18 protein-coding genes are annotated in these 21,402 nt (G+C 66.0%); 17 read left to right on the top strand and 1 reads right to left on the bottom strand.

What is annotated here, in order from left to right:
- Nucleotides 1-2 precede the first annotated feature (2 nt).
- Nucleotides 3-2,027 carry a putative bifunctional diguanylate cyclase/phosphodiesterase gene (locus ACIGJG_RS08950; RefSeq protein ID WP_235679959.1) on the top strand — a complete coding sequence of 675 codons (2,025 nt, stop codon included), beginning with the start codon at nucleotides 3-5 and terminating at the stop codon, nucleotides 2,025-2,027.
- Nucleotides 2,028-2,035: 8 nt separating this feature from the next.
- Entirely contained in the window at nucleotides 2,036-3,469 is a 1,434-nt protein-coding gene (locus tag ACIGJG_RS08945) for an HDOD domain-containing protein (RefSeq protein ID WP_483673039.1), read from the top strand.
- Between the two features lie 167 nt (nucleotides 3,470-3,636).
- Here ACIGJG_RS08945 and ACIGJG_RS08940 read toward each other — a convergent pair whose 3' ends face one another.
- A complete protein-coding gene (locus ACIGJG_RS08940; RefSeq protein WP_235679960.1) occupies nucleotides 3,637-4,272 on the bottom strand; it encodes a response regulator transcription factor in 636 nt (211 codons plus the stop codon).
- 640 nt (nucleotides 4,273-4,912) lie between these two features.
- On the opposite strand from ACIGJG_RS08940, the gene tssB reads away from it, so the two are divergent.
- The 15 genes from tssB to ACIGJG_RS08865 all read left to right on the top strand — a co-directional run bounded on the left by tssB (nucleotide 4,913) and on the right by ACIGJG_RS08865 (nucleotide 21,393).
- Entirely contained in the window at nucleotides 4,913-5,461 is a 549-nt protein-coding gene (gene tssB / locus ACIGJG_RS08935; RefSeq protein WP_011297896.1) for a type VI secretion system contractile sheath small subunit, read from the top strand.
- Nucleotides 5,462-5,504: 43 nt separating this feature from the next.
- The gene (gene tssC / locus ACIGJG_RS08930) at nucleotides 5,505-7,007 is read left to right on the top strand and encodes a type VI secretion system contractile sheath large subunit (protein ID WP_011297895.1); all 1,503 of its coding nucleotides are present in this window, start codon (nucleotides 5,505-5,507) and stop codon (nucleotides 7,005-7,007) included.
- Between the two features lie 101 nt (nucleotides 7,008-7,108).
- Nucleotides 7,109-7,591: an Hcp family type VI secretion system effector gene (locus tag ACIGJG_RS08925; RefSeq protein WP_011297894.1), complete on the top strand. Its 483-nt coding sequence runs from the start codon at nucleotides 7,109-7,111 to the stop codon at nucleotides 7,589-7,591.
- 41 nt (nucleotides 7,592-7,632) lie between these two features.
- Nucleotides 7,633-8,097, top strand: a complete 465-nt coding sequence (tssE, locus tag ACIGJG_RS08920) for a type VI secretion system baseplate subunit TssE (RefSeq protein WP_220631624.1) — start codon at nucleotides 7,633-7,635, stop codon at nucleotides 8,095-8,097.
- Entirely contained in the window at nucleotides 8,090-9,850 is a 1,761-nt protein-coding gene (gene tssF, locus ACIGJG_RS08915) for a type VI secretion system baseplate subunit TssF (RefSeq protein WP_220631623.1), read from the top strand. The genes tssE and tssF overlap by 8 nt, the downstream gene beginning before the upstream one ends.
- The gene (gene tssG / locus ACIGJG_RS08910) at nucleotides 9,805-10,878 is read left to right on the top strand and encodes a type VI secretion system baseplate subunit TssG (RefSeq protein ID WP_245001950.1); all 1,074 of its coding nucleotides are present in this window, start codon (nucleotides 9,805-9,807) and stop codon (nucleotides 10,876-10,878) included. The genes tssF and tssG overlap by 46 nt, the downstream gene beginning before the upstream one ends.
- Before the next feature lie 12 nt (nucleotides 10,879-10,890).
- Entirely contained in the window at nucleotides 10,891-13,587 is a 2,697-nt protein-coding gene (tssH, locus tag ACIGJG_RS08905) for a type VI secretion system ATPase TssH (RefSeq protein WP_140950544.1), read from the top strand.
- A gap of 4 nt (nucleotides 13,588-13,591) precedes the next feature.
- Nucleotides 13,592-15,520 carry a type VI secretion system Vgr family protein gene (locus ACIGJG_RS08900; RefSeq protein WP_140950543.1) on the top strand — a complete coding sequence of 643 codons (1,929 nt, stop codon included), beginning with the start codon at nucleotides 13,592-13,594 and terminating at the stop codon, nucleotides 15,518-15,520.
- Nucleotides 15,521-15,528: 8 nt separating this feature from the next.
- Nucleotides 15,529-16,245 carry a toxin-antitoxin system YwqK family antitoxin gene (locus tag ACIGJG_RS08895; RefSeq protein ID WP_011297888.1) on the top strand — a complete coding sequence of 239 codons (717 nt, stop codon included), beginning with the start codon at nucleotides 15,529-15,531 and terminating at the stop codon, nucleotides 16,243-16,245.
- A 4-nt stretch (nucleotides 16,246-16,249) separates the two neighbouring features.
- Nucleotides 16,250-16,636, top strand: a complete 387-nt coding sequence (locus ACIGJG_RS08890) for a DUF4280 domain-containing protein (RefSeq protein ID WP_011297887.1) — start codon at nucleotides 16,250-16,252, stop codon at nucleotides 16,634-16,636.
- 7 nt (nucleotides 16,637-16,643) lie between these two features.
- A complete protein-coding gene (locus ACIGJG_RS08885; protein WP_011297886.1) occupies nucleotides 16,644-16,904 on the top strand; it encodes a hypothetical protein in 261 nt (86 codons plus the stop codon).
- A gap of 20 nt (nucleotides 16,905-16,924) precedes the next feature.
- Nucleotides 16,925-17,944 carry a substrate-binding periplasmic protein gene (locus ACIGJG_RS08880; protein WP_245001949.1) on the top strand — a complete coding sequence of 340 codons (1,020 nt, stop codon included), beginning with the start codon at nucleotides 16,925-16,927 and terminating at the stop codon, nucleotides 17,942-17,944.
- A gap of 20 nt (nucleotides 17,945-17,964) precedes the next feature.
- Complete coding sequence (locus ACIGJG_RS08875; protein WP_140950541.1) at nucleotides 17,965-19,239, top strand: dicarboxylate/amino acid:cation symporter; 1,275 nt, start codon at nucleotides 17,965-17,967, stop codon at nucleotides 19,237-19,239.
- Nucleotides 19,240-19,261: 22 nt separating this feature from the next.
- On the top strand, nucleotides 19,262-19,963 hold the full coding sequence (gene cuyB, locus ACIGJG_RS08870; protein WP_140950540.1) for a cysteate racemase: 702 nt from the start codon (nucleotides 19,262-19,264) through the stop codon (nucleotides 19,961-19,963).
- Nucleotides 19,960-21,393 (top strand): dicarboxylate/amino acid:cation symporter, encoded by a 1,434-nt coding sequence (locus ACIGJG_RS08865; RefSeq protein WP_140950539.1) that lies wholly within the window; start codon nucleotides 19,960-19,962, stop codon nucleotides 21,391-21,393. The genes cuyB and ACIGJG_RS08865 overlap by 4 nt, the downstream gene beginning before the upstream one ends.
- Nucleotides 21,394-21,402 lie beyond the last annotated feature (9 nt).

Below are 21,402 nucleotides of genomic sequence, written 5' to 3'. Positions count from 1 at the left end.
TTTTGTCTACCCCACACCTTAGTGAAACGGGAAGAGTGCGTTGTGAATGTCAATACCGTGACGGGTTTTGCAGCGCGATTCCGCGAGGCCGTAATAGAATTGGATTCCCGTCAATTCACACTCATGGCGGCCAGTCGTGTTTTCGGACCATTAATGCTGTCCTCTTTACCGGCTTTTCATGCGTTAACGCCGACCCCCGGGGATCGGCACGGTGCAGTCGTCAAACAGGCCAGGCCAACAACCACATGACGTCGTTTACGTATGATGCTGTGCACGCAGGCAATGCGCCGGGACCGGTCCGTTCCGGCAGCGTTGCCACAGCGACGACGCTTGCCGGTAACCGGGATGCCTGGGCGCTGCTGGAAGCCTGGGGTGGGTTGGCACTGCATGTCAGCGAGACCGGGAATATTCTCCAGGCCACCAGTGCTTCCGCGGATTTGCTGGCTTTCCCGCGCGAATATCTGCTGGATGCGTCGATCAAGGACATTATTGCCTTCGACGAACGCGAGCGCGCCGCCCATCTGCTGCAGGCCTGTTTTCGCGATGGCGTGTCCAGACAAGCCGATATCCGTTTTGCCAACGCCATAAACGGCACGCGCTGGATCGACCTGCGCATTTGCCGGCATGTCACTGCAGAGGGCAGAGCTTCGCTGCTGCTGTTTGGTGCCGACGTTACCAAATGGGCCCAGAAGCTCCATCAATTGACGGAACAGTCGCTGACCGATCCACTGACCGGTGTAGGAAACCGGGCGCTGATCCGCAACCGGGTGGAAGCGTATTTCACCGGCGATGCCTCGCAGCGCGGCCGCTTTGCCATTGCGCTGATGGATCTTGATGGATTCAAGAAGATCAATGATTCGCTCGGCCATGAGATCGGCGACATCCTGCTCAAGGAGTTGAGCCAGCGCCTGGTGGCAACCGTGCGCTCTCGCGACACCGTTGCGCGCCTTGGCGGCGATGAATTCGTGATCCTGCTTGACGACGTCAGTTCGGAAGAGGCCGCGGTGGGGATGCTCGAGCAGATCATGCGTGTCTGCAGGCAGCCGTTCCATCTGGCCGGCTGCCAGGTCCGTGTGACGACCAGCATCGGGCTGGCGTTTGCGTCGGGCGTGCGCGAGACCGATGCACAGCTGCTGCGGCGGGCCGACCGCGCCATGTACGAGGCCAAGGCCCAGGGCAACAACCGCTATTGCCTGTATTCGTCGGAACTCGACCATCGCCTGAACGAGCAATTCCGCATCGAGCAGGACCTGTTCGAGGCGGTCCTCAACGGCGAACTGTTCCTGCATTACCAGCCGATTTTCAGGGTCGGTCCGGACACGGTCTGCGCGGTCGAGGCGCTGATGCGGTGGGAACATCCGGCCGGATCCATCTCGCCCGAGGTGTTCGTGCCGCTGGCCGAAAGTAACGGCCTGATCAATCATCTCGGCGCCTGGGCCATCCGCTGCGCGTGCGCGCAACTGGCTGCCTGGAAGGCCAACGGTGTCGCACTCGGTTATGTGTCTGTCAACGTGTCGCCGGTGCAGTTCAGGCATCCGGGCTTTATCGACAGCGTACGCACTGCCATCCGCGATACCGGGATCGACCCGCACCGGCTGGTGCTGGAGATCACCGAAGGCGCGCTGATGACCGACCCCAAGGCTGCCGGGGACCTGCTGACCGAACTCGGAGCACTCGGAATCCGTTTCGCAGTCGATGACTTTGGCACGGGCTATTCGAGCTTGTCTTATCTGCGCCGTTTCCCCTTGTCCGCCCTGAAAATCGATCGCAGCTTTGTCGCCGATATGGTCGATTCTCCGCACGCCCGGACCATCGTTTCGGCGGTGCTGTCGCTCGCACGTGAACTCGGGCTCGTGGCGATTGCGGAAGGCGTCGAGACCGAAGCGCAATGCGATCTGCTGGCCGCACAGCGCTGTGAGTTGGCACAAGGCTGGCGCTTTGCCAAGGCAATGGCGCCCAATGATTTCGAGGATGCTGTCCGCACGGGCAGGTTCCGGCTTGACGCCGCGGACGCATTGGCTGGCTGATTGAGACTATGTCAAAGAAACAGTTCCTCGATCAGCTTTGGGCCAGGATGGCCCAGAAAGGCGATTTCCCGACGCTCCAGTATTGCATCGACAACGTCTTCAAGACGCTGAACAGCGACCTGAGCGTTGGTGAAATGGCCAGCACGGTGCTGTCGGACTTCAGCCTTTCCCAGAAAGTCATCCGGCTGGCGAACTCGGCCATGTACCGATCGTTCGGGGGCGAGGTCACTACCGTATCGCGCGCCATCATGGTGCTGGGCGTGGACACGATTACCCACCTCACGCTGGGAGTCCAGGTCCTCGACTTTTTTCAGGGCGTTGCGCCCAACCGGCCTCAAGCGGCGAGGGCGCTCAAGCAGGCCATCATGGCCGGCGAGATCACGCGCGCGCTCAACGATGCGCGCGGCATCCTTGGTGGAGAAGAAGGCGTTGTCTGCACGCTAATGCACCATGTCAGCCGCCTGCTCGTGATCTTCTACTTCCCGGACGAATGGGACCGCATCATGGCGCTAAGCGCCGACGGTGCCATGAGCGAAAACGACGCCTGCCGAGAAGTCATCGATATTTCGCTCGACGATCTGGCGAAAGCCGCAGCGTTTCGCTGGCGTCTGCCGGCACTGATCGCCGACGGCATGCTGGGCCGAGAGCTCCACGAAGAAACCGTACTGGAAACCCATGCCGACTGGCTCGGCGCGGTGGCAAGCCTGTCGTCCGATGCGGCAGCGTCGATCCTGGCCGAGCAGCCCGAGGAAGTCGTCCTGGAACCGCTGCTGACCCACGCGCAAAAGCTGGGACTGGAGCCGTCGCACGTCAACGTGGCGATTCAGCAGGCCGGGACACTGAAGGCGTCGATGGCGCGCTCGGAAGCACCGGATACTGGGGTGAGCAGCCTTCCCGACGACGGGGGCAAGCCCGCCGATACGTTGACGCGGCTGCAGCAGGCACTGGCGGAAATCCGGCAGGAAGGCGCGGGAATGACCGTATCGCAGCTTGCCCCGCTGGTGCTGGAATCCGCCATGCGGGCGCTGAACTTCTCGCACTGTTTCCTGATGCTGCTGCACCCGACGAACAAGCGTTTCGGCGCGCGTCTCGGTTTTGGCGAAGGCATGCGGGACAAGCTTGAGAAGTTATCCTTCGAAGAAGGCTTCGTGCCGGACGTCTTCCATTTCGCGATGATTGCGCCCAAGCCCTTGCTCATCGAGGATTTGCGCGACAAGGCCGTGTCGCACCGCGTCCCGCGCTGGTATCGCGATGCCATGCCCGACACGCGCTCGGTGCTGCTCATTCCCGTCAAGGTTCGCAACAGGTGCGTCGCCATGATCTGCGGCGATTGGGGAGCCACGCGCATCGCTGGCGGGCTGACTGATGGCGAACTGATTGCTGCGGGGGACCTAGCTGGCGAAATTGCCACGGCTGTGTTGCGTTCGGCGCCGCAGCGCTAATGGCGCAAGGGCGCAGATCCCCAATACTGGCTCGCTCCGATGGGCGGCGGGACGCTCCCCGTAGGCCTGCCTCCCATACGTAATGCCCAGCTTGCCACGCAAAGTGAACACAGCGTGCGAGGCGGCATTGCCGGAACTCATCTGCAGCGAATTTTCAGAATGGCGTCTTAGTTTAGCAGCCCATACCGGCGCGCTTCAAAGGTGGCCTGGGTACGCGTCTTGACGCCCAGCTTCTTGTGGATGTTCTTGACGTGCGATTCGATGGTCAACGTGGACAGCGACAGCGCGGCGGCGATTTCGCGGTTGGTCGCGCCGCGGTCGATGCAGCGCAGAATCTCCAGTTCGCGCGTGCTCAGCGGGCTCCTGGCCTCGGGCCCCGCGCAGCCGGCCGGCGGGCTGCAGGCGGCGTGCGGGTCGGCAGGCACGAGCGACCGCAATACTTGCCTGGCGATGAACGGATCGATCGGCATGCCGCCGCGCAGGGCACTGCGCAGAGAGACCGAGAGTTCAGTGTCGTCGCGCTCCTTGAGCAGGTAGCCGCTTGCTCCGGCGCGCAAGGCACTCATTACGTCGGCTTCGGCGGCTGGATCGGAGATCACCACGATCGGCATGCGCGGATCGCGCGCATGCAGCGCGCCGATCAGGTCGATGCCATTGCCGTGGGCCAGGCTGCTGTCGACCAGGACCATGTCGAACGGGCGCTCGACCAGCTGGGCATGGGCTTCCTCGGGGCAGCAGGTGTAGGTGAGTGCGTCTGCCGTGTAGTCGAGATCCGAGAGGATCGCGCAAAGGCGGGCGCGCATACGCTTTTCGTGACCGACCAGCAAGAGGTTCCCCGTCAGCGCAGGCTTCTTGTTGGTAATTGTTGGATTCATTTGGAAATGAGGGTTGACGGGCGAGCCACACTTTTGCCGTCCACGCCGCAGGCAGAAAACTGACATAAATGCATCGCTCTCAGAATACCCAAAAATGAGCAATTCGATGCCATCGACTTTCGCGTTTCTGGCAACTTTGCGCGAACTGTAGAAAATACCGGATTACAGGTATTGTCCTGTCCAAGTCGCACAGCGTAAATTTCGCCTGACTTCCGTTGCGCAACCAACAGAAACACAAAGATTTAGGGGTCAAAAGCGCGGAAGTAGGGGTTTTCCCGGGGATGTCGTGTTGTTTCTGACACAACATGTTCCGGGGCAAAAAGAGAGCCTGACGGGGCGAACGAGCTGGCAGCGCCCGCTGCCTGTGCACGCCGTCCCGATAGGAACGGGTAGCTAAAACACAAAGATTGCCAAAGAAGGCTTGCCTTGCGGCTGATGCGGCGTAGGCCGTCTTCGACCTCGGCGTGGGACGATGATTTCGTCTACGCCGGGGGGCTTTGCCATGCGCACGATATTTGTGCGAATTCGATGATTGTTCGGACGCATTCAAGTCCTTCCGGAGAGTTCCATGTCCAATAGCCTGCAGAAGTGGGTCGGGCGCAATCGCCCGCCCCGTGTCCAGATCTCGTACGACGTCGAAGTGGGTGACGCCATCGAGAAGCGTGAATTGCCCATGGTGGTCGGCCTTCTGGCGGACCTGTCGGGCCATCCCGCCGAGCCGCTGCCCAAGCTGAAGGAGCGCCGCTTCGTCGAGATCGACCGCGACAACTTCGACGAGATCATGGGCAAGATCGCGCCGCGCCTGGAGCTGTCGGTTCCCGACACCATGAAGGACGGCCAGTCCAACCTGAAGGTCGAACTGAACTTCGAGAAATTCAGCGACTTCCATCCGGAAAGCCTGGTGGGTCAGATTCCGCGCCTGGCCAAGCTGCTCGAGGCGCGACAGCAACTGCGCGACCTGCTGGGCAAGCTCGACGGCAACGACGAGCTCGACTCGCTGCTCGAGCGCATCGTGCGCGATGCCGATGAGCTGAAGAAGGTGCGCAGCGAAGCCGACGCCGGCCAGCCGGCCGCAGCGGACGAGCAAGCCGCAGAAACGCCGGCCGACGCCAGCTAAGTCCGAAGCATAGGAAGCAACGAATTCCCTGAGGGTGATCCAGATGGCAAGCAATCCTATCGCCGAAGCGGCGACCGAATCGAAGGCGGCCGCCGCCGCCGCAACCGAACTGACCCTGCTCGAGCGCATCGTGCAGGAAGGCAACATGGCCGTGGAGCCGTCGCAGAGCGTCTACGCGAAGAAGCTGATCGGCCAGCTGGCCTCGCAGATTCTCGACGAAGGCATGCGCACCAGCCCCGACAAGAGCCTGGTGGCAACCATCAACGAGCGCGTGGCCGAGATCGACCAGTTGATCTCCGACCAGCTCAACGCGATCATGCACGACGCGGACTTCCAGGCGCTGGAAGCGTCGTGGACCGGCCTGCATGACATGGTGTACGGCACCGAGACCGGCCAGAACCTGAAGCTGCGCCTGCTCAACGTCAGCAAGCGTGACCTGCTGAAGGACCTGGAGTCGGCGGTCGACCACGACATGAGCGTGCTGTTCAAGAAGGTCTACGAAGAGGAGTACGGCACCTTCGGCGGCTATCCCTACACCGTGCTGATCGGCGACTACAGCTTTGGCCGCCATCCGCAGGACCTGGCGCTGCTGGAGCGCGTGTCGAAGGTGGCCGCAGCCGCCCACGCGCCGTTCATTGCCTCGGCCGCGCCGAGCCTGTTCGACCTCAAGACGTTCACCGACCTGGGTGTGGCGCGCGACCTCTCGAAGATCTTCGAGAGCGCCGAGCTGGCAGCCTGGCGCTCCTTCCGCGAGTCGGAGGATTCGCGCTATGTGTCGCTGGTGCTGCCGTCCTACGCGGCACGCCTGCCGTACGGCGCCAAGACTAACCCGGTCGAGAACTTCAACTTCGAGGAAGATGTCGACGGCACCGATCACGGCAAGTACCTGTGGGCCAACTCGGCCTACCAGCTCGGTCTGCGCATCACCGGCGCCTTCTCGCGCTACGGCTGGGCTACCGCGATCCGCGGCGTGGAAGGCGGCGGCAAGGTGGACGGCATGGTTGCCCACGCCTACAAGACCGACGAAGGCGACGTGGTGCTCAAGTGCCCGACCGAGGTGACCATCACCGACCGTCGCGAGAAGGAGCTGAACGACCTCGGCTTCATCGCCATCGTCAACGCCAAGGGCTCCAACAGCGCCACCTTCTTCGGCAGCCAGACCGCCAACAAGCCCAAGATCTACAACAAGGACTCGGCCAACGCCAACGCGCAGCTGTCGGCTCGCCTGCCTTACGTGCTGGCGGCATCGCGCTTCGCGCATTACCTGAAGGTGATCATGCGCGACAAGGTGGGTAGCTTCCAGAACCGCACCGACGTGGAGAACTTCCTCAACAACTGGATCGCGGATTACGTGCTGATCAACCCGTCGGCATCGCAGGAAGCCAAGGCGCGGTTCCCGCTCAGCGAGGCACGCGTGGATGTGACGGAAGTGCCGGGCAAGCCGGGCGCCTATCGTGCGACCTGCTTCCTGAAGCCGCACTTCCAGATGGAAGAGCTGACCGCATCGATGCGCCTGGTGGCCGAATTGCCGGCCGCAGCCGCCTGATCGACACCGCCGCGCGGTGCAAGGCGGCCGGACGATTCCGCCCCCTTGCACCGCAGCCAGCCTGCTGACATTACCCGAGTTTCTCCGGAGCCAAACAAGCCATGGACACCATCATCCTCGAGATCACTGATATCAAGGGCAACACCAAGATCACCGGCCATGAAGACAAGATCCAGATCATGTCTTTCAGCAATGGTGTATCGATGCACATGAACCGGGATGTCTCGAATTCCGAGCGCACCATGGGTCGCCCGGACTTCCAGAACATCACCCTCAGCAAGATGACCGACCAGGCCACCCCGGGCCTGTACGGCGCCTGCGCCGGCGGCAAGGACCTTGGCGTGGTCAAGCTGCTGATGGGTCGCAACGAGGGCGACACGTTCATGCCGCTGATGACCTACACGCTGAAGAACACCATGGTCAGCAACATCAGCACCGGCGGTGGCGGCAGCGAAGCGATGGACACGTTCTGTCTGGATTTCACCGAGATCAAGGTCGAATACACCAAGCAGGGTTCGGACTCGAAGAAGCAGGGCACGGCCGCTTTCGGCTGGGACCTGGCTACCAACAAGGCCGTTTCCTGAGCGGCAGGCCTGCCTGGCGGACCTGAGCCCGAGGCGATTCCATGGCGACGATCATCAGCGGCGCACCCGTGCCCCTGTTCGAACGGCTGGCGTTCGGCGGCACCGAGCCGTCGGCGCACCTGCTCGACGGGGCGCAGTTGCGCCAATCGGTGGCGCGCGAACTGGGACGCCTGCTCAATACGCGCTCGCGCCTGTGCGCCGAGGCTTTCCTCGCCAGCGAGGGCACGGTGCTTGATTACGGCGTGCCCGACTGCTCTTCGCGTTCCCTGCAGTCCGGCCCGGACCGCGCGCTGATTGCCGCGCTGGTGCGGCATGCCGTGACTTTGTTCGAGCCGCGGCTGCGCAACGTGAACGTGCAATTCAGTACCTCTTTGAACACCGCATTGGCGCAGCCGGTCCTGCTGATCGACGGTGAGCTTTGTCTTGGCCAGGCGCCCGAGCGGGTTTCGTTCGAACTGGCCGCAGGCGACGAGACGGCCCAGCTGCGCGGGGCCGATCATGGCTGAGCTGGGCGAAGGCGACATCCTGCACTACTACAAGCGGGAGCTGTCCTATCTGCGTACGCAGGGCGCGGCTTTCGCCGAACGCTATCCCATGGTGGCGTCGCGCCTGGCGCTGCACGGCACCGAATCGCTTGACCCGCATACCGAACGCCTGATCGAGGCGACGGCCTTCCTGGCCGCACGTGTGCACCGCGATCTCGACCAGTCCTTTCCGCAGGTCGCTTCGTCGCTGCTGGAGAATGTCTGCCCGGCGCTGGTGCAACCGCTGCCCTCGATGACCGTGGTGCAGTTCGCGCTCGACCCGAGCCAGGGCAAGGTCACCGCAGGCTACCGGGTACCTCGCCATACCGGACTGCAGGCCCGTACCGAGGACGATCAGACCTGCCGCTTCCGCACCAGCTGGGAAACGACGCTGTGGCCGCTGACGGTCGAGCAGGCCCAGTTCGACCAGGACCATACCCTGCGCCTGACGCTTGCCTGTGCCGACGGTGTCGACTTCTCGGAGCTGGAACTCACCACGCTGCGCCTGCACCTGCACGGCGACTGGATGGTGACGATGCCGCTTTACGAACTGCTGTTGAGCGGGGTGGCCGGCGTGCGCATCGAGCCGAGCGACGGCGAGGCCTCGCTGCTGCCGGCTTCGGCCTGGCGCGAGGTCGGCTACGATGCCGACGAGGCCGTGCTGCCGCAGCCGCCCAATGCGCAACCGGCTTATGGGTTGATGCAGGAGTACTTCGCCTTTCCGCGCAAGTTCCACTTCTTCGATCTGGCGTTGCCCGCGGGCCGGCTTGGGCGCGGCACGCGCTGCGATATCGTGCTGCGTCTGGCGCGAGTGTCGCGCGGCATGGCGCGCATTGGCGCCGGCAATTTCCGCCTGGGCTGCGTGCCGGCCATCAACTTGTTCTCGCAGACCAGTGAGCCGATCGTGCTCGACCAGCGTCACTACGAGTACCGGCTGGTGGCGGACCAGCGGCGCGAGGCCGCCACCGAGATCCATTCGGTCAGCTCGGTGGTGCTGTCCGATCCGGCCAGCGATCGAACCCAGGCTGTGCCACCAGTTGCCGCGGCCAGCGGCGACGCGGGTGCCGACGGCGTGTACTGGTGGACCCGCCGCGAGCCGACCCTTCGGCCCGGCCTGTCCGGCACCGACACCTACCTGACCTTTGTCGATGCGGGCAAGACAAGCAGCCAGCCGGCAGCGCCAGTCGCCTATGCCAACGTGCTTTGCACCAACCGGCGCCTGGCCGAGCAGGTCCCGGTGGGCGCGCGCATGCTGGTGGAAAACGTTTCGCAGAACGCGCGCGTGCGTTTGCTGTACGAGCCGACGGTTCAGCGCAATCCGCCGCTGGGCGGCGAATCGCTGTGGCGGCTTGTGTCGTTGCTGACGCTGCATCACGGCACGCTGGCAAGCGGTGCCACCGGTCGCCACGAGGTGCAGCAGATGCTGCGCCTGTTCGCCGCCGACGGCAGCCGCGAATTGGAACAGATCCGTGGCATACGCAGCGTGCAATCGCGCGGTGTCACCGCACATATCGGCGGGGATGCCTGGCGCGGCTTCTGCCGTGGCACCGAGATCGCCATCGAGTTCGATGCCGACGCCTTTGCCGGGGGATCGCCGCTGTTGATGGGCGCCGTGCTGGCGCGCTTCTTTGCGTTGTACACCTCGGTCAATTCCTTTGTGCGGCTGGTGGTGCGCCGCGGAGACGAGATATGGAAGCAATGGGAGCCGATGACCGGCTGCCAGACGCTGCTGTGATCGACCGTCTCGCCGCCAACCCCGCCGCGTTCAACCTGTTCCAGGCCATCGGCCTGCTGGAACGGGCCACGCCCGGTGCGCATCCGCTCGGCCACGGCGACGGCAGCGGCGAGGCCGTACGCCTGCGCGGGCTGGTTTCGCTGGCCTTCCAGCCGCGCGATGTGGCATCGGTGGTTGCCGGTGCGCCGCAAGATGCCGACCATGCCGACAACGAGCCGCCCCGTGAGGCCGGCCAGCCGCCCTACACGCTGACCACGCCGGCCCTGTCGCTGGCGGGGGCAAATGGGCCGCTGCCGCTGCCATACACCGAGCTACTGCTGGAGCGGCGCGCGGCGCGCGACCATGCCATGGCGGAGTTGCTCGACATCTTCAATCACCGCTTCCTGTCCTTCCTCTATCGCGGTCGTGTCAAGCACGCGCCGGGGCTGGGCGCGCAGGCACCTGCCACCACGACGCTGGCCGGCTGCCTCGACGCGCTCAGCAACCTGGGCCTGCGTGCCGGCCCGCGCGGTCCGGGCGGCGCTGCGCCCTGGCTGCGCCACGCCGGCCTGCTGGGCGCCGCGCCGCGCTCGATGGAAGGGCTGCTGGCCTTGCTGGGCGACCGGCTCGGGCTGCGGGTGCGCGGCCGCCAGTTCGTCGGCGGCTGGCTGGCGGTGGAGCGCACCGACTCGGTCCGCCTGGGCGCGCGTGGCGCACCGGGGACGCAGCTCGGCGGAGGCGCGGTGCTGGGACGGCGGTGCTGGGACCAGTCCGCCGGCATCGGCCTGGACCTGCAGGTGCCGGACGCGCGCCGGCTGGAGGGGCTGCTGCCCGGTGGCCCCGATCACGGCCTGGTGGCATGGCTGGTGCGCAGCCATGCGTCGCAACCCTTCGACGTGCAGCTCGCGCTGCAGGTTGCCGAGCGGCCGGCCACGCGCCTGGGCGGCGGCGCCCGGTTGGGCTGGACTGCGTGGCTGGCCGGTGGTGCTGCTGCACGTCCCGCACCGGTGCGGCTGTCGCTGCGTGTCGGTGCCGACACGCTTTCATGATCCGAGACAAGCATGGACATCGATATCCGCACACTGCTGAGCCGGCTTAATCCGGAATGCCGCCAGGCCATGGAGGCCGCGGCGCAACTCTGCGTGCGCCACACCCACTACAACGTCGATGTCGAGCACCTGTTGGTGCAGCTGCTGGAGGTCGAGGCGCGCGACCTGCACGTCATCCTCGAGCACTTCGGCATTGCGCGCGAGACGCTGCTGGCGCAGCTGCACAAGGCCATCGACGGCTTCAAGCGCGGCAATGGCCGCACCCCGGCGCTGTCGCCCAACTTCTCGCCGCTGTTCCAGGAGGCCTGGCTGCTCAGCTCGATGCTGCTGGGCGAGCAACAGGTGCGCGCCGGCACGCTGATGCTGGCGCTGCTTGAAGTGGAAAGCCTGCGCGGCCTGCTTCTGGAGTCGGCGCCGTCGCTGCTGAAGATTCCACGCACGGCATTGCGCGAGGCGCTGCCCGTGCTGCTGGGCGCTGGCGCTGGCGGCGGCGCGCCGGCCGATGTAGCCGGGCGCGCCATGCCGGCAATGCCGCAGGCCAGCGCCGGCGGCGCACAGAAATCCGCGCTGAACCAATACACGATCGACCTGACGGCGCTGGCGCGCGAAGGCGCGATCGATCCGGTGCGCGGGCGCGACGGCGAGATCCGCCAGCTTGTGGACGTACTGCTGCGCCGTCGCCAGAACAACCCCATCCTGACCGGCGAGGCCGGCGTCGGCAAGACCGCCGTAGTGGAAGGCTTTGCCCAGCGCATCGTGGCCGGCGACGTGCCGCCGGCACTGCGCAATGTCTCGGTGCGCTCGCTCGATCTGGCCTTGCTGCAGGCCGGCGCTGGCGTCAAGGGCGAGTTCGAGAACCGGCTCAAGTCGGTAATTGCCGAGGTCGCGGCCTCGCCGGTACCGGTGATCCTGTTCATCGACGAGGCCCACCAGCTGATCGGCGCGGGTGGCAGCGAAGGGCAGGGCGATGCCGCCAACCTGCTCAAGCCGGCGCTGGCACGCGGCGAGCTGCGCACCATCGCCGCGACCACTTGGGCCGAGTACAAGAAGTACATCGAGCGCGATCCAGCACTGGCGCGCCGCTTCCAGATCGTCAAGGTGGAGGAGCCCAGCGAGCCGGTGGCCGTGGAGATGCTGCGCGGCATGGTGAAGAAGCTCGAAGCGCACCATGGCGTGGAGATCCTCGACGATGCCGTGCGCGATGCGGTCAAGCTGTCGCACCGCTATGTGTCGGGACGCCAGTTGCCGGACAAGGCGATCAGCGTGCTCGATACCGCTTGCGCGCGCGTGGCGATCGCGCAGAACGGCGTGCCGGCAGAGATCGAATCGCTCGGGCGCAGCATCGAAAACACCGAGAACCAGTTGCGCATTCTTCGGCATGAGGCGGCCACCGGTGCCAGCCGTGCCGACGAGATTGCCACTGCCACGCGCCAGCTCGAGGAGGCACGCAGCCAGCATGCGCGCCTGTCCGACAAGCTGGTGATGGAAAAGCGCGTAGTCGACGAGATCCTGGCATGGCGGCGCAGGATTGCCGCGTGCCTGGCCGGCCAGGCGGGTGGCGAAGCGGGCGTGGATGCACAGGACAGCGAAGACAGCGACGACAGCGCGGAATCGCTGAGCGCCAACCTGCTGCGGCTTGAAAAGGGCCTGGAGGCCGTGCAGTGCGACGAGCCAATGGTGCCGGTGTGCGTCAATTCGGCAGCGGTGGCCGAGGTCATCTCGAGCTGGACTGGCATCCCGGTGGGCCGCATGCTGGCCGACGAGCTTCACACCGTGCTTCACCTGCACGACAAGCTGGCCGAGCGGGTGGTCGGCCAGGACGAGGCGCTCGATGCGATCGCGCGGCGCATCCGAACCTTCCGCGCGGATCTCGACGACCCCGGCAAGCCGGTGGGCGTGTTCCTGCTGGTCGGTCCGAGCGGCGTTGGCAAGACCGAGACCGCCTGCGCGCTGGCGGACTTGTTGTACGGTGGCGAGCGCAACATGATCACCGTCAATATGTCGGAATTCCAGGAGGCGCACAGCGTGTCGGGGCTCAAGGGCGCGCCCCCGGGCTATGTCGGCTACGGGCGCGGGGGCGTGCTGACCGAAGCGGTGCGGCGGCGCCCCTATAGCGTGGTGCTGCTCGACGAAATGGAGAAGGCGCACCCCGACGTGCTGGAGCTGTTCTTCCAGGTATTCGACAAGGGCATGATGGAAGACGGCGAAGGGGTACCGATCGACTTCCGCAACACGGTCATCCTGCTGACCTCGAACGCGGCCCAGGACGTCATCACCGAGGCCTCGCAAGGCGGCCGGCGCCCGCCACCGGAAGAACTTGTAGAACGCCTGCGTCCGGCCCTGCTGCAGCGCTTCAGCCCGGCCTTCCTGGCGCGCATGGTGCTGGTGCCGTACTACCACCTTGGCGATGCGCAGATCACCGCCATCGTCGACCTCAAGCTTGGCCGGATGGCGCAGCGCTTCGAGCGCAACCACAACGCCCGCCTGACCTGGGACGACGCGCTGGCGCGCACCATCGTGCAGCGCTGCAGCGAAGTCGACAGCGGCGCGCGCAACGTCGACCATATCCTGACCCAGTCGGTGCTGCCGGAGCTCGCGCATCAGGTGCTGGAGCGCATGTCGATCGCCGAGCCGTTCGGCGGTGTGCATCTCTCGCTTGACGCGCAGGGCGGCCTGGCCTTCCGTTTCCTGCCGCCTGCGGAGGCCTGAGGCAATGATTCCGGCCACCGCCACCCAGTCCGACAGCTTCGCCACGGTCACCACGCCGTTTGGCGACGATGTGCTGCTGCTCGACGGATTTGCCGGGCGCGAGGCGCTTTCCGAGCTGTTTTCCTTCCAGCTGCGCATGCGCTCGGCGGACAAGGCGCTCGATGCCAGCCGCATCGTTGGCCAGAAGGTCACGGTCAGGGTGCAGCGGCCGGGCGGCTTCCTGCGTTGTTTCAACGGCATCGTGACGCGCTTCGCCCATACCGGCGCCGACCCCAGCCACGCGTTCTACAGCGCCGAGCTGGCGCCGCGCCTGTGGCTGCTGACGCTGGCGCGCGACCGCAGGATCTTCCAGAACCAGAGCGCGCTCGACATCATCCGCACCGTGCTGGGCGAGTTCGAGGTGGCATTCGACGCGCGCGTCACCGCTTCGCGCTACCCGGTGCGCGAGTACTGCGTGCAGTACGACGAAAGCCCCCTGCAGTTCATCTCGCGGCTGATGGAGGAAGAGGGCATCTTCTACTACTTCACCTTTTCCGACGGCGCGCACACCATGGTGCTGGGTGACAGTCCCTCGGCCCACGCCGCGCTGGCCCACGAGGCCGAGCTGTGGGGCGGCCAGCCGGGCGAGCAGGCGGCGGGCCTGCCGATGCTGGCGGCCTTCCGCATGGAACAGGGACTCGGTCCGGCCAACCACGTGCTGGTCGACTATGACTATGTGCAGGCGCAGACCAGCGAGGGCAGTGCGCAGCCGGACTCGAGCGCGCCCGGCGCGCGCCAGTACATTTTCCCGGGGCGCCACAAGGATGCCTCGGATGCCGCGCGCAAGGCGGCGGTGCGAGTGGCCGCACAGCAGGTCGAGGCTCGCTCCGGCAGCGGCGAGAGCAACTGTCACGACCTTGCCGCAGGCAGTACCTTCACCCTCAACGGCCACGTCAATGCGGCACTGAACGCCGAGTACGTGGTGCGCGCGGTCGAGCACTCGGTGGCCGGCAGCCACTATGCCAACAGCTTCACGGTGTTTCCGCTGGCGGTGCCATTCCGCGCGCCGCTGGTAACGCCGCGTCCGCTGGTGGCCGGCACCCATACCGCAACCGTGGTCGGCTCCCAGGGCGAGGAAATCTGGACGGACCAGCACGGCCGTATCAAGCTCAAGTTCCACTGGGACCAGGCGCCCGGCGCCGACCAGGACAGCTCGTGCTGGGTCCGGGTGGCGCAGGGCATGGCTGGCCAGGGCTGGGGCCATCTGTTCCTGCCACGCGTGGGGCAGGAGGTGGTAGTCAGCTATGTCGACGGCGATCCCGACCGGCCGCTGGTGACCGGCAGCGTCTACAACGGCCAGGTGACGCCTCCGGTGACGCTTCCCTCGATGCAGACCCAGAGCGTGATCCGCTCGCGCACTTCCAAGAACGGCAGCGCCGGCAACGAGCTGCGCATGGAGGACAAGGCCGGCGCCGAAGAGCTCTACCTGCACGCGCAGCGCGACATGAACGTGGCGGTGGAAAACAAGCTGTCCACCACCGTGGTCGGCGCTGGCGAGTCGCATGTTGTCCAGAAGGGTGACCGGCTGGTCGAGGTGCAGTCGGGCAACGAAACTCACAAGGTGAGCGGCACCCGTAGCCTCGAGGTGACCGGTGACGAGACCCGCACCAACGGCGCCGCCTTCACCCAGGAGGTCAGCGGGGCCTACAAGCTCAAGGTGTCTGGCGATCTGGTCATCGACGTGACGGGCGCCATCACCATCAAGTCGGCAGGCTCGGTGGCGATTGAGGCTGGCACTTCGCTGAGCAACAAGGCGGGCACCACGCTGGCAAACAAGGCAGGCACTACGCTGAGTGGCGAGGGCCTGACCGTGCAGCAGAAGGCGTCGGCCTCGCACACGGTGGAAAGCGGCGGCATGCTGGAGCTCAAGGGCGCCATGGTGAAACTGAACTGAAGCCGCCGATGCACGCCACCGCCCCCCTGGACATTGCCGCCAACGCGAGCACCGCCCCCGCCGACACGCAAGTCGTCGAGGAGCGCGATGCCGCGGGCCAGCTGCTGTCGCGCTGTAGCGTGGCCGACGGGCTGCCGCACGGCCGCATGGAGCGCTTCGCCCCGGACGGTACGCGGCTGCTGGAAGCCAACTATGTAGCGGGCAAGCTGTCGGGCTGGCTGCGCAACTATGACGCGGCCGGCGAGCCGGTGCTGGCTTCGCACTATGCCGGCGGCCTGCTCCACGGTCCCAGCGAAAGCTACCAGCAAGGCCGTCTGGCCTGCCGCGAGCACTACGTGAACGGCGTGCTCGAAGGCGAGCGCAGCTGCTATGGGCCTGCGGGCGAACTCGTGGCGCAGGCAGTGTTTCGCCGGGGCCTGCTCGAGGGCGAAGCGATCTGGCTGCACGAAGGCGTGGTGGTGCGGCGCAGCCGCTTCCGTGCCGGCAAGCTGGAGGGCGAGACCCGCAGCTATGCGGCGGACGGGACCCTGACGCTGTCCGAGCCCTTTCGCGCCGACCTGCTGCATGGCACCGCACGCCGCTTCGACGAGGCCGGCCGTGTCAGCTGGCAGCGCGACTACACCGATGGCAAGCCGCGCGGCCAATGGCGCGCTGCGGCCGCGACCGACAATGGCGCCGCCGCGCCGAGTTTTTCCCAACGCCTCGAGCGCTGGGTCAGGGGCTGAAACCATGGGCATTCAGGTCAATACCGGCACCACCATGCAGTGCAGCTTTGGCGCAGCGCCGTCGGCGTTGTGCGTGCTGCCGGTCAATCGCGTTATGGCCGGCGCGCCGGCGGCCAACGTGATGGACAACAAGCCGATCGTCAATATTCCGCCATTCGGCAGCTGCAACTCGATGGCCAATCCGGTGGTGGCCGCAGCCACTGCTGCAGCGTTGGGCGCGCTCACGCCGATGCCCTGCGTGCCGGTGACCACCGCGCCGTGGATGCCGGGCTCGCCTACCGTGCTGATCGGCGGCATGCCTGCGCTGCAGAACTCATCCAAGCTGATGTGTGCCTGGGGAGGGGTGATCCAGATTGTGGCGCCGGGCCAGACCACCGTGATGACTGCCTGATACCAATATGACCTACGTCTTTTCCATGACTTCGCGGATGGTAGCCATCGCCGTGAGCTGCGCGGTGGTGCTGTGCGCGCTGTTGTTCCTGATGGGTATGGAGATCGGCGCCCGCCTGGCGCATCCAGCCCCGGCCGCCGCCCCCATGCAGATGCCGGCGCAACAACCGGTGCCGGAGTCAGACCAGATGCCCGCGCAGGCACAGACCAGCGCGCCCGGCGCTGTCGCCGAGGTGGCGACGGTTGCCAGCCCCCCCAAGATTCAATGAAACCGAGCGGATTTCGCCCCATGTCATTTGCTGACTTTCCCGTTGCGCCGACGCTGTCACGCGCATTCTCTTCGCGCCTGAGCCAAGCCGCCGCGAGGCTGCGCTCACCGCTGGCCTGCTTGCTGGCCGCAGTGGTGGTCTGCCTGCCGGTAGCGGCGGCGGCCGCGGGCACGCCGGCCGCCGCCCGCCCGGTGCCGGCAAGCACGTCGGCTAATGCGTCGGCCAATGCGTCGGCCAGCACGTCGACTACCGCCGCATCACCGGTGGTGACCTCCACCGGCCTGGTGCAGATGCCTGACGGCCGCTTGCTGGCGCCGGAGTTCGCCCGTATCTACGAGCGCGGCGAACTGGTGGTGGCGGTGCTCAAGGTCGACCAACCTCCGTTCTTCCAGGAGCGCGACGGCCAGTTGCTTGGGCTCGATATCGACCTGGCCCGTGAACTGGCGCAGAAGCTGAATGTCCGGCTGCGCTTTAACCGCGATGCCACCACGTTCGACGGTGTGGTCAGCCTGCTGGCGCAGGGCAAGGCCGATATGGCCGTCAGCAAGCTGTCGCGTACGCTGCCACGCACCCAGATCATCAGCTTCAGCACGCCTTACCTGCGCCTGAACCGCGCGCTGCTGCTCAACCGCGTCAAGTTCGCCCAGATGGCGCGCGGACGGCCGGTGCCCGACGTCATCCGCGCCTATGACAGCTCGATCGGCGTGGTCGGCAATTCGTCCTATTCCGAATACGTGACAAGCAACTTCCCCAAGGCCTTTGTCACCCGTTACCCGACCTGGGACAGCGCGCTCAAGGCGCTCGACGCCGGCCAAGTCACCGCGGTCTACCGCGACGAATTCGAGGTCAAGCGCGTGCTCAAGGCCGACCCCACCGCGGCGCTGCGCCTGCGCGTGGTGACGCTGCACGATCTCGAGGACACGCTCGGCATTGCCGTTAACGTGTCTGCGCCGGCGCTGCTGGCCTTTGTCAACCAGTTCCTGGCGGAGCGGCCCAAGCACCTCGAAGTGGCTGATGTGCTCGAAGCCGCCGCGCAATAAACACCAGGAGAGAAACCAAGATGAACACGACCAAGCTATATGCCTTTGCCCTCAACCCGTGGGTCGTGATCGGGAGCCTGACGCTGGGCGGCGCCATGGGCCTCCTGTGGCCCGCGATGGCGCAGCCGCTCGGCGTGGTAGGTGATCTGTACGTCGATCTGCTCAAAATGACCACGCTGCCCTTCATGGTGTCGGCGGTGATCTTCAGCCTGCAGCGCCTGTTTCGCGACGGCGGCGCCTCGCGCCTGCTGATCCGGGTGGTGACGGTGTTCGTCGGCGCCTCGGTGCTGGTGGCGCTGGTGGCCGCGGTGGTGCTGATGCTGCTGAGCCCGGGCACCAACCTGTCCGCCGCCACCATGCAGACGTTTGGCGCCATGGTCGGCCATGACAGCAATTCCAGCGATACCGTCATGAACCTGTACGGTGCCGACATTCCGGAGAAGTCGCTGCGGTTTTCCGATGTGCTGACCAGCCTGATTCCGACCAATATCTTTGCCGCGCTGGCCAACGGCGACGCGCTCAAGGCGCTCGTGTTCGCGCTGCTGTTCGGGCTGGCGGTGGGACGCGTGCCGGAACGCATCTCGATTGGCCTGAGCCTGTCGCTGGAGACGATCTATCACGCCTGCCAGAAGCTGATGCACTGGCTGAGCTACCCGCTGCCGGTGATCCTGTTCTGCATGAGCGCGGCCCAGCTCGGCAAGTCCGGCTTCGAGCCGCTGCAGGCCATGCTGCAGTTCGTCATTGCCTTCTTCGTGGCGTCGGTGCTGCTGCTGGCGCTGGCGGTGGCCATCATCTGGAAGCGTTCCAGCCAGAGCCTGAGTGACACCCTTAACGCACTGCGCGCGCCGTTCGCCCTGGCCTTGGCCACGCGCAACAGCGCTGCGTGTATGCCCAGCATGATCGAAAGCCTGGTCGACAGGTTGGGCTTTGCGCGCGCGCGCGTGGAGCTGCTGGTGCCGCTGGCGGTGTCGCTGCTGCGGGTGGGGCCGATGGTGTACTACGTGTGCGCCACGCTGTTCATCGCACAGCTCTACGGGCGTGCGCTCGGCCCGGTCGAGATCGCCACGGTGGTGATGGCCTCGGTGCTGGCGGGCTTTGCCTCGGCTGGCATGACCGGCCTGGTCACGGTGTCACTGGTCGGCATGACCTGCGCCTACCTCGGCCTGCCGTTCGAGGCGGCCTTCATTCTGTTCCTGGCGGTCGATCCCGTCTGCGACATGCTGCGCACGCTGATCCTGGTGATCGGTAATGCGGCCGCGGTCTCGGTGATCTGCCCGCGTCCTCTCAAGATCTGACTCTGACAGCACGAGGCGCGTCATGGCGATGATTGGCATTCTGGGCGGCATGGGGCCGCTGGCGACGGTGGACTTCATGGACCGCGTGGTTCGGCTGACCGATGCCTCCTGCGACCAGGAGCATCTGCCCATGGTGGTGGCGCACCTGCCGCACACGCCGGATCGCTCGCGATCGATCCTGGCTGGCGACGAGTTGCCGCTGCCGCATCTGCTGGCGGGAATCGACCTGCTCAACCGCAACCAGGTCGGGCTGGTGGTGATTCCGTGCAATTCCTCCCATCACTGGTACCGCCAGTTGCGCGAGCGCAGCAGCGCGCCGATCCTGCATATCGCCAGTACCTGCGTGGCGGCGCTGCCGCACGGCACCCGCCGCGTGGCAGTGCTGGCCACGCGCGGCGCACTGGCTTCTCGCATTTACCAGGACGCGCTGGCTGAGCGCGACATTCAGCCGGTGGTGCCGGACGAAGCCGAGCAGGTCCAGGTCGACACCTGCATCCGCTCGGTCAAGGCCGGCGCGCTCGAGGCCGCGGGCGAAGCCCTGCAGGCTGTGCTGGCGTCCCTTGCCGCACGCAATATTGGCGTGGCCATCATGGGTTGCACGGAAATCCCGGTGGCGCTGCGCCAGCTCCGCTCTGCGCCGCTGACGATGATCGACAGCACCCTCGAACTGGCGCGCGCCACCGTGGCCTTCGCCATGGAGCGCGGCTGGAACAAGGCCCAATGAAAGCCCTGCGCTGGCTCTCCAACTCCTTTCCGGGCCTGCTGCTGTGCCTGGTGGCCGGCGCTGGCGCGGGCATGGTGATGGCGCCGCTCGGCACGCTGGCATGGCTGTTCGGACAGCTTTACCTGTCGGTGGTCAACATGGCGTCGGTGCCGCTGCTGGTGGTGGCCACCTTCTTCGGCCTGCGCCAGGTGCTGACGCTGCCACGGCCGGGCCTGCGCACCGGCACCTTGCTCGGCGTCGGCGTGGCGCTGCTCGCACTGTGCGCGGTGGCGGGCACGCTGGCCGGCGTGCTGATGGCGCCCGGTGCCGGCCTGACACACAGCGCGGGCGGCGAGCTGGGCCAGCTGATCATGAAGCAGGTGGCCGATGGTGGCGAGGTCCGCATGGACCTGGCCGGGCGGGGCGCGGACGACAGCGCGGCAGGGAGTTCGGGAGTGCCGGCGGCGGAGCTGGAAGACATCGTCCCCGACAACTTCTATCGCGCGCTGGCGCAGGGCCACACGCTCGGCATCCTGACCGGCACCATCCTGTTCGGCCTGGCGTTCGCGGCCCTGTCGCGCGAGCAGACCAGCATGCTCAGCAACGTCTTCGAGGGCATCTACCGCACGTTCGAAAGCATCATTGCCCACGCCAACCTGTTGCTGCCGGTACTGGCGTTCGGGCTGGCTGCACACCTGACCATGCATAGCGATTCGGCCACGGTACAGGCCATGGCCGGGGTGCTGTGCAGCTTTACGGTGCTGTGCCTGCTGTTGAGCGTGGCTGCGGCGCTGGCTATCGCGCGCTGCGCGCGGCTGCCGCTGGCGCAGGTAATGACCGAACTGAAGGGGCCGATGATGGTCGGCCTGGCGTCGGGCAGCGCGACGGCGCCGATCCCGCATGCGATCGAGGTAATGAGCACGCGCCTGGGCTTTCCGCGAGGGCTGGTGGAACTGACGGTGCCGTTCGGGTCGGTCTTCCTGCGCGCCGGCTCGGCGCTGTATTTCGGGCTGGTGGCGGTGTTCGTGGCCAACCTGTACGGGCACCCGATCGGTGCCGGCGAGCTGGTCTGGATTGCCGGCGCTGCCACCGTTGCTGCCTGCCTGTCGGCCGGGCAGAACGGCGTTGGCACGGTGGCTTACGCCGGTGTGGTGATGTCCGCGCTGCAGTTGCCGGTAGAAGCCGCCGGCGTGCTGCTGCTGGCGGTGGACCCGATCTGCGACGGTCCGCGCAACGCGCTCAGCCTGATCTGCACTTGCGCAGTCGTGGCGCTGGTGTCGGTGGGCCTGCCCAGCGAACGCCCGGCGCCGCAGCCGGTACAGATGGAGCAGCGCGGCGGCGTGGTGCTGCGGCTGGTATTTACACGCGCGCAAATGATGCTGCTCGGCGCCTGCGGGCTGGCCGCGGCGGCACTGATCGTGCTGATGGGAATCGGGGTGGGCGCCAAATGATGGCCGTCT

It is taken from the genome of Cupriavidus sp. C1SS-2L (assembly GCF_057073735.1).
This window is presented reverse-complemented; position numbering and strand designations above follow the sequence as displayed.